The organism is Streptomyces sp. NPDC051578 (assembly GCF_044454045.1).
In the GTDB taxonomy this organism is placed as follows: Bacteria; Actinomycetota; Actinomycetes; order Streptomycetales; family Streptomycetaceae; genus Streptomyces.
In genome coordinates this window covers 1,242,611-1,249,895 of record NZ_JBITDH010000001.1, presented here as the reverse complement: position 1 = coordinate 1,249,895, position 7,285 = coordinate 1,242,611, and the positions used below count along the sequence as shown (strand labels likewise).

The 7,285-nt window shown below is 70.8% G+C and carries 7 protein-coding genes, 1 tRNA gene and 1 pseudogene; 7 read left to right on the top strand and 2 right to left on the bottom strand.

From position 1 onward, the window contains the following. The first annotated feature begins 5 nt into the window (after window positions 1-5). Window positions 6-78 (top strand) — tRNA-Glu (locus tag ACIA6C_RS05585). A gap of 180 nt (window positions 79-258) precedes the next feature. Here the strand turns inward: ACIA6C_RS05585 and ndgR are convergent. Continuing rightward, entirely contained in the window at window positions 259-975 is a 717-nt protein-coding gene (gene ndgR, locus ACIA6C_RS05580; protein ID WP_136213317.1) for an IclR family transcriptional regulator NdgR, read from the bottom strand. Window positions 976-1,094: 119 nt separating this feature from the next. Between ndgR and leuC the strand changes: the two genes are divergently transcribed. The 4 genes from leuC (at window position 1,095) to ACIA6C_RS05560 (ending at window position 4,300) form a co-directional block, all read left to right on the top strand. Next, window positions 1,095-2,519, top strand: a complete 1,425-nt coding sequence (gene leuC / locus ACIA6C_RS05575) for a 3-isopropylmalate dehydratase large subunit (protein WP_366083407.1) — start codon at window positions 1,095-1,097, stop codon at window positions 2,517-2,519. A gap of 3 nt (window positions 2,520-2,522) precedes the next feature. After that, a complete protein-coding gene (gene leuD / locus ACIA6C_RS05570; RefSeq protein ID WP_399273109.1) occupies window positions 2,523-3,116 on the top strand; it encodes a 3-isopropylmalate dehydratase small subunit in 594 nt (197 codons plus the stop codon). Between the two features lie 137 nt (window positions 3,117-3,253). Continuing rightward, window positions 3,254-3,481: a hypothetical protein gene (locus ACIA6C_RS05565; RefSeq protein WP_136213320.1), complete on the top strand. Its 228-nt coding sequence runs from the start codon at window positions 3,254-3,256 to the stop codon at window positions 3,479-3,481. Between the two features lie 144 nt (window positions 3,482-3,625). After that, complete coding sequence (locus ACIA6C_RS05560) at window positions 3,626-4,300, top strand: HU family DNA-binding protein (protein ID WP_361128147.1); 675 nt, start codon at window positions 3,626-3,628, stop codon at window positions 4,298-4,300. Between the two features lie 382 nt (window positions 4,301-4,682). On the opposite strand, the pseudogene cofC reads toward ACIA6C_RS05560, so the two are convergent. Beyond that, window positions 4,683-5,339: pseudogene (cofC, locus tag ACIA6C_RS05555) on the bottom strand (2-phospho-L-lactate guanylyltransferase); the annotation flags it as partial. Window positions 5,340-5,525: 186 nt separating this feature from the next. On the opposite strand from cofC, the gene ACIA6C_RS05550 reads away from it, so the two are divergent. Both ACIA6C_RS05550 and ACIA6C_RS05545 read left to right on the top strand, forming a co-directional pair. Continuing rightward, on the top strand, window positions 5,526-6,278 hold the full coding sequence (locus ACIA6C_RS05550) for a lysophospholipid acyltransferase family protein (RefSeq protein ID WP_399273106.1): 753 nt from the start codon (window positions 5,526-5,528) through the stop codon (window positions 6,276-6,278). Continuing rightward, a complete protein-coding gene (locus ACIA6C_RS05545; protein ID WP_399273104.1) occupies window positions 6,275-7,285 on the top strand; it encodes an NAD(P)H-dependent glycerol-3-phosphate dehydrogenase in 1,011 nt (336 codons plus the stop codon). Before ACIA6C_RS05550 ends, ACIA6C_RS05545 begins: the two co-directional genes overlap by 4 nt.

Genomic DNA, 7,285 nt, shown 5'->3' with positions numbered 1-7,285 from the left:
TGCTTGCCCCCGTTGTGTAGCGGCCTAGCACGCCGCCCTCTCAAGGCGGTAGCGCCGGTTCGAATCCGGTCGGGGGTACGTAGGGAAGAGGCCCTCCGCGATGATCGCGGAGGGCCTCTTCGTCATGCCCGGAAGGGGGCGGAGGTTGCGGCGGCGCCCCGGGGGCCGACAAGTGCGGGCCCGGGGGCGCGTGTTCGGACGTGTGCGGCGTCGTACGCACCCCCGGGCCCGGAGGGACGGGGGAAAGGGCGGGGAAGGTCAGCCGGAGCGGCGCAGCGCCTCCGTCAGCCGGCCCGCCGCGTCGATGACGGCCTGGGCGTGCATCCGGCCCGGGTGCCGGGTCAGGCGCTCGATCGGGCCGGAGACCGACACCGCGGCCACCACCCGGTTCGACGGCCCGCGCACCGGCGCCGAGACGGAGGCCACGCCGGGCTCCCGCTCGCCGATCGACTGGGCCCAGCCTCGGCGCCGTACGCCCGACAGGGCCGTCGCCGTGAAGCGCGCGCCCTGGAGCCCGCGGTGCAGCCGCTCGGGCTCCTCCCAGGCCATCAGGATCTGCGCGGCCGAGCCGGCCTTCATCGGGAGCGTGGAGCCCACCGGGACGGTGTCCCGCAGGCCCGACAGCCGCTCGGCCGCCGCCACGCAGATGCGCATGTCGCCCTGACGCCGGTAGAGCTGCGCGCTCTCGCCCGTCACGTCGCGGAGGTGGGTGAGCACCGGTCCGGCCGTGGCCAGCAGGCGGTCCTCGCCGGCCGCGGCGGCAAGCTCTGCCAGCCGCGGACCGAGGATGAACCGGCCCTGCATGTCCCTCGCCACCATCCGGTGGTGTTCCAGTGCCACGGCAAGGCGATGTGCCGTGGGTCGTGCGAGCCCTGTCGCCGCGACCAGCCCGGCGAGGGTGGCCGGACCGGACTCCAGTGCGCTCAGTACCAGAGCTGCCTTGTCGAGAACGCCGACGCCGCTAGAGTTGTCCATGAAACGATATTCACGTCTCACACTGTGAAACGCAAGTTCAAATTTTCCAAGAAACAGCGAGTCTGTATGTACGGGTCCACGAACCACTGGGCCCGGGACGGTGAGCCGGAGGGAAAGCGATGGGTAGGACACTCGCGGAGAAGGTCTGGGACGACCATGTCGTCCGGCGCGCCGAGGGCGAGCCCGACCTCCTCTTCATCGATCTGCACCTGCTGCACGAGGTGACCAGCCCCCAGGCCTTCGAGGGTCTGCGCCAGGCCGGCCGCAAGGTCCGTCGCCTGGACCTCACCATCGCGACCGAGGACCACAACACCCCCACCATCGACATCGACAAGCCGATCGCGGACCCGGTCTCCCGGGCCCAGCTGGAGACGCTGCGGCGCAACTGCGCCGAGTTCGGGGTCCGCCTGCACTCGCTGGGCGACGTCGAGCAGGGCGTCGTCCACGTGGTGGGACCGCAGCTGGGACTGACCCAGCCCGGTACCACCGTGGTCTGCGGCGACTCGCACACCTCCACGCACGGCGCCTTCGGCGCGCTGGCCTTCGGCATCGGGACCAGCCAGGTCGAGCACGTGCTGGCCACCCAGACGCTGCCGCTGGCCCGCCCGAAGACGATGGCGATCACCGTCACCGGCGAGCTGGCCGAGGGCGTCACCGCCAAGGACCTGATCCTGGCGATCATCGCGAAGATCGGCACCGGCGGCGGCCAGGGCTACATCCTGGAATACCGCGGCGAGGCCATCGAGAAGCTCTCGATGGAAGCCCGCATGACCATCTGCAACATGTCGATCGAGGCCGGTGCGCGGGCGGGCATGATCGCCCCCGACCAGACCACCTTCGACTACCTCCGGGGCCGCGACCACGCCCCCGAGGGCGAGGACTGGGACGCGGCGGTCGCCTACTGGAAGACGCTGCGCACCGACGACGACGCCGTCTTCGACGCCGAGGTCGTCATCGACGGCGCCACGCTGTCGCCGTTCGTCACCTGGGGCACCAACCCGGGCCAGGGCGCGCCCCTGTCGGCCAGCGTCCCCGACCCTGCTTCGTACGAGGACGCTTCGGAGCGCCTCGCCGCCGAAAAGGCCCTGGAGTACATGGGGTTGACGGCCGGACAGCCGCTGCGCGACATCAAGGTCGACACCGTCTTCGTAGGTTCCTGCACCAACGGCCGCATCGAGGACCTGCGCGCCGTCGCGGGCATCGTGGAGGGCCGCAAAGTCGCCGACGGCGTACGCATGCTGGTCGTCCCCGGTTCGGTCCGGGTCGCGCTCCAGGCCGTGGAGGAGGGCCTGGACAAGGTCTTCAAGGAGGCCGGGGCCGAATGGCGGCACGCGGGCTGCTCGATGTGCCTGGGCATGAACCCCGACCAACTGGCCCCGGGTGAGCGCTCCGCGTCCACCTCCAACCGCAACTTCGAGGGCCGCCAGGGCAAGGGCGGGCGCACCCACCTGGTCTCCCCGCAGGTGGCCGCCGCGACCGCGGTACTCGGCCACCTGGCCTCGCCCGCCGACCTGTCCGACGCCACCGCCCCCGCCGGAGTCTGAATCATGGAAGCTTTCACCACCCACACCGGCCGGGCCGTCCCGCTGCGCCGCAGCAACGTCGACACCGACCAGATCATCCCGGCGCACTGGCTGAAGAAGATCACCCGTGACGGGTTCGAGGACGGGCTCTTCGAGGCCTGGCGCAAGGACCCGCAGTTCGTCACCAACCGTCCCGAGCGCGCCGGCGCGACCGTGCTGGTGGCGGGCCCCGACTTCGGTACCGGCTCCTCGCGCGAGCACGCCGTCTGGGCCCTGCAGAACTTCGGCTTCAAGACCGTCATCTCCTCGCGCTTCGCCGACATCTTCCGCGGCAACTCGCTCAAGAACGGCCTGCTGACCGTCGTCCTGCCGCAGGAGACCGTCGAGCGGCTGTGGCAGCTGACCGAGGCCGACCCCACCGCCGAGATCACCGTCGACCTGGTGGACCGCACGGTCCGAGCCGAAGGCGTCGAGGCGGAGTTCGAACTCGACGACAACGCCCGCTGGCGCCTGCTGGAGGGTCTGGACGACATCTCCCTCACCCTTCAGAACGAAGCGGACATCGCCACGTACGAAAGCACCCGGCCCACCTTCAAGCCGCGCACGATTCAGTCGTGATTCCGGCCTGATCAGCGCTTATTCGCGCTCGGGTGATCACGTCGCCCGCACTGTGCCCCCCGCCTCCCGGCGGGGGGCACAGTCGTGTGTTGAGGCCCCGTGAGGCGACAACTCGCCCCAGATGGCACAATCTGTGCATGGAACGCGACAGTCAACTTGAGCTCTACGAAGTCGTCGCGAACCGACTGAAAGAAGCACACGCAAGGGTGCGCACGCTGCAAGTCCCGGAGGGCGTAAGGATGGCGCTGTCCCGGAAGCTGTTGGTCGTCACGGCCGCGGCGAAGCATGATCTCGCCGATGCGGCAAGGCGCCTGGACAGGTTGATGAAGGACCTCGACGAGGGTCGATTCCCTGAAGGCGACTGATGCGAAGGAACTCCGTAACGGCATACAACGTTGCGGCACTAGGGTGATTAGCCCGTTTCGTGTTTGATTTGCGGTATATATCCGCCTAACGTGCGAAATAAGCTTGAACACATTCGTTCTGGCGAAGTCTCCGAAGGGGAAGACGTGAACAAGGCGCAGCTCGTAGAAGCGATTGCCGACAAGCTCGGCGGCCGCCAGCAGGCCGCCGACGCGGTCGACGCGGTACTGGACGCCATGGTCCGCGCGGTCGTCGCGGGCGACCGGGTCTCGGTCACCGGCTTCGGCTCGTTCGAGAAGGTCGACCGTCCGGCCCGCTACGCCCGCAACCCGCAGACGGGTGAGCGCGTCCGGGTCAAGAAGACCTCGGTTCCCCGCTTCCGCGCGGGCCAGGGCTTCAAGGACCTGGTCAGCGGCACCAAGAAGCTCCCCAAGGGCGGAGAGGTCGCCGTCAAGAAGGCGCCGAAGGGCAGCCTCACGGGCGCGCCGCCCACCATCGCCAAGGCCGTCGGCAAGAAGGCCACCGCGAAGAAGACGGCCGCCAAGTCGACCTCCGCGCGCAAGACGACGACCGCCGCCACCACGAAGAAGGCCGCCGCCAAGAAGACCACCGCGGCCGCCAAGAAGACCACCGCCACGAAGAAGACGGCGGCCGGCTCCACCACGGCCGCGGCGAAGAAGACCACCGCCAAGAAGGCCACCTCCACGGCCAAGAAGACGGCTCCCGCGGCGAAGAAGACCACCGCGAAGACCACGGCGCCCGCCAAGAAGACGACGGCGCGCAAGACCACCGCGAAGAAGACCACCGCCCGCAAGAAGTAGCGGGGGCGCTGATCACACACGCCGGGCCGGCTTCCCCGGGGCGGGGAAGCCGGCCCGCGGTGCGTCCGCACGGCTTTCCGGGTGCGTCCATACGGCTTTACCGTGGCGCCGCCCGGCCTCGCGGTCCGGCGCCCGGCTTCGCGGTGCGCCCGTCCCGCTCGGCGCCGGCGCGGTGCGCCCGTCAGAACGTCTGCAGGGTGACCAGGGTGATGCGCAGGTCCGTCCCCGAACCCTCCGTCTCGATCCGCACGCGCTGTCCCGGACGCAGCAGCCGCAGGCCGCCCGCGTCGAACGCCGCGGCCTCGAAGGGCACCGGGGTGCCGTCGTCCAGCAGCACACTGCCGCTGCGGGTCTGGGAGTCGTACGTGTACGCGGTCGCCTGCATACCGGCACTGTATCGGGCCGTGTGGCGGCCCACCCCGAGGGCGAGGGCCGTGCGCAGATCGGCGCCCGTGTCCACGTCCCGGCGGACGCTGTCGACGCCGGTCAGGGCGATTTCCACCGCCCCCGACGCCGAATGCCGCGCCCGCGACGGGCCGCCGAACGAGGGCGCCAATTCCACGTCCGGCGCAGCGGAAAGCAAGGTCGTCCCGATTCCGGCCGCATCCGCCAGAAAAGCCCGCGGAAATACCGACGCGGTATCGAGCACGCGTAGCAATTCCGGCGGGCGCAGCGCGGGCAGGTCCGCGTTCAGCGCGGCCACCGCCGCCCCGGGCCGCCCCGACCGCACCGCCCGCGCCCCGTGGGCCAGCGCCGCGTTGAGCCCGGCGCCGGGGGCGTCGGGGACGATCCGCGCTCCCAGCCGCGCCAGTTCCGCGCCCGCCACCGCGTCGTCCGTGACGACCACCACATCCGCCACCGCCGCGCAGGCCAGCGCCCCCGCCACGGTGTCCTGGGCGAAGGCCAGGGCGAGCCCCGGGCGCCAGCCGCCGACGGCCGCCGCGAGCCGGCTCTTGGCCAGCGTCAGCGGCTTCAACGGGACCACCAGACTCCAGACGGCGTTCGTCACGGCCCCCTTCCCTCCGGTGCGCCCCCGCACGCGTTCGGGCCGTGCTCAGCCCACGGCCCGGTCATCAGTCGCCCCATTGTCACCTCAGCCCGGACACGGGTGGGTCGGGCGGCCTGAGCGGGGCGTACGGTGTTCTCGACAGAGACCGGACCTGGGGCGACACTTGTCCGGCCCGCGAGGTGCCCGCGCGCCCCGGTCTTAGAGGAAGGTGTCCGAGTGTCCCGCCGCAGAATCGGCTTCTGGTACCGCCTGGCGGCGGTCATCGCGAAACCGCCGCTGGTAGTGCTCTTCAAGCGGGACTGGCGGGGAATGGAGCACATTCCGGCCGACGGCGGTTTTATCACCGCCGTCAATCACAACTCGTATCTGGACCCGCTGTCCTACGCGCACTTCCAGTACAACACCGGCCGGGTGCCGCGGCTCCTCGCGAAGGCCGCCCTGTTCAAGGTGCCTTTCGTCGGCATGATCCTGCGCGGCTCGGGACAGATCCCCGTCTACCGGGAGACCACCAACGCCCTGGACGCGTTCCGGGCGGCCGTCGCCGCCATCGAGCGCGGGGAATGCGTGGCTTTTTACCCGGAGGGCACCCTGACCCGCGACCCGGACATGTGGCCCATGGCCGGCAAGACCGGAGTGGCCAGGGTGGCGCTGGTCACCAAGGCCCCCGTCATCCCGGTGGCCCAGTGGGGCGCGAACCTCGCGATGCCGCCCTACGCGAAGGAGAACAAGGTCAGCCTGTTGCCCCGCAAGACCCTCCAAGTGCTCGCCGGACCGCCCGTGGACCTCTCCGAGTTCTACGACCGCGAGCCCACCCCCGACGTGCTCAAGGCGGCCACCGAGGCCATCATGGCGGCGGTCACCGGGCTGCTGGAGGAGCTGCGCGGCGAGAAGGCGCCCGAGCAGCCGTACGACCACCGCAGGGCCAGGGCGGAACAGCGGCGCAAGGCCGCGGGGGAGGGCACGAAGTGACACGTCCCGTGAAGGCAGCCGTCTACGGAACCGGCTCCTGGGGCACGGCGTTCGCCATGGTCCTCGCCGACGCCGGCTGCGAGGTGACCCTCTGGGGGCGCCGCAAGGAGCTGGCCGACGCCGTCAACACCGGCCGGAGCAACCCGGACTACCTGCCCGGCGTGGAACTCCCCGCCGGCATCCGGGCCACCACCGACGCCGCCGAAGCCGCCGAGGGGGCCGACTTCACGGTCCTCGCCGTCCCCTCCCAGACCCTGCGCGGCAACCTGGCCGCCTGGGCGCCCCTGCTCGCCCCCGACACCGTGCTCGTGTCCCTGATGAAGGGCATCGAACTCGGCACCGCCAAGCGGATGAGCGAGGTCATCGAAGAGGTCGCCGGAGTCCCGGCCGAGCGCGTCGCCGTCGTCACCGGCCCCAACCTGGCCCGTGAGATCGCCGCCCGCCAGCCCGCCGCGTCCGTGGTCGCCTGTGTGGACGAAGCCGTCGCCCGGCGCCTCCAGGCCGCCTGCCACACTCCGTACTTCCGCCCCTACACCAACACCGACGTGGTCGGCTGCGAGCTCGGCGGCGCCGTCAAGAACGTCATCGGCCTCGCCGTGGGCATCGCGGACGGCATGGGCCTGGGCGACAACACCAAGGGCTCGCTCATCACCCGCGGCCTCGCCGAGACGACCCGCCTCGGCCTCGCCATGGGCGCGGACCCCCTCACCTTCGCCGGCCTCGCCGGCCTCGGCGACCTGGTCGCCACCTGCTCCTCGCCGCTCTCCCGGAACCACACCTTCGGCACCAACCTCGGCCGCGGGATGACCCTGGAGGAGACCATCGCGGTCACCAAGCAGACGGCGGAAGGGGTCAAGTCCTGCCAGTCCGTGGCAGATCTGGCCCACCGGCACGGAGTGGACATGCCGATCACCGAGACGGTCGTCGACATCGTGCACCACGGCAAGCCCACGCTGGTCGCATTGAAGGAACTCATGGGCCGCAGCGCCAAACCGGAACGCCGCTGA

Coding starts and splice junctions, on each gene's coding strand:
- ACIA6C_RS05565 (WP_136213320.1), top strand. CDS start 3,254: ATGGAACGCGACAGTCAACTTGAGCTCTACGAAGTCGTCGCGAACCGA.
- leuC (WP_366083407.1), top strand. CDS start 1,095: ATGGGTAGGACACTCGCGGAGAAGGTCTGGGACGACCATGTCGTCCGG.
- ndgR (WP_136213317.1), bottom strand. CDS start 975: ATGGACAACTCTAGCGGCGTCGGCGTTCTCGACAAGGCAGCTCTGGTA.
- leuD (WP_399273109.1), top strand. CDS start 2,523: ATGGAAGCTTTCACCACCCACACCGGCCGGGCCGTCCCGCTGCGCCGC.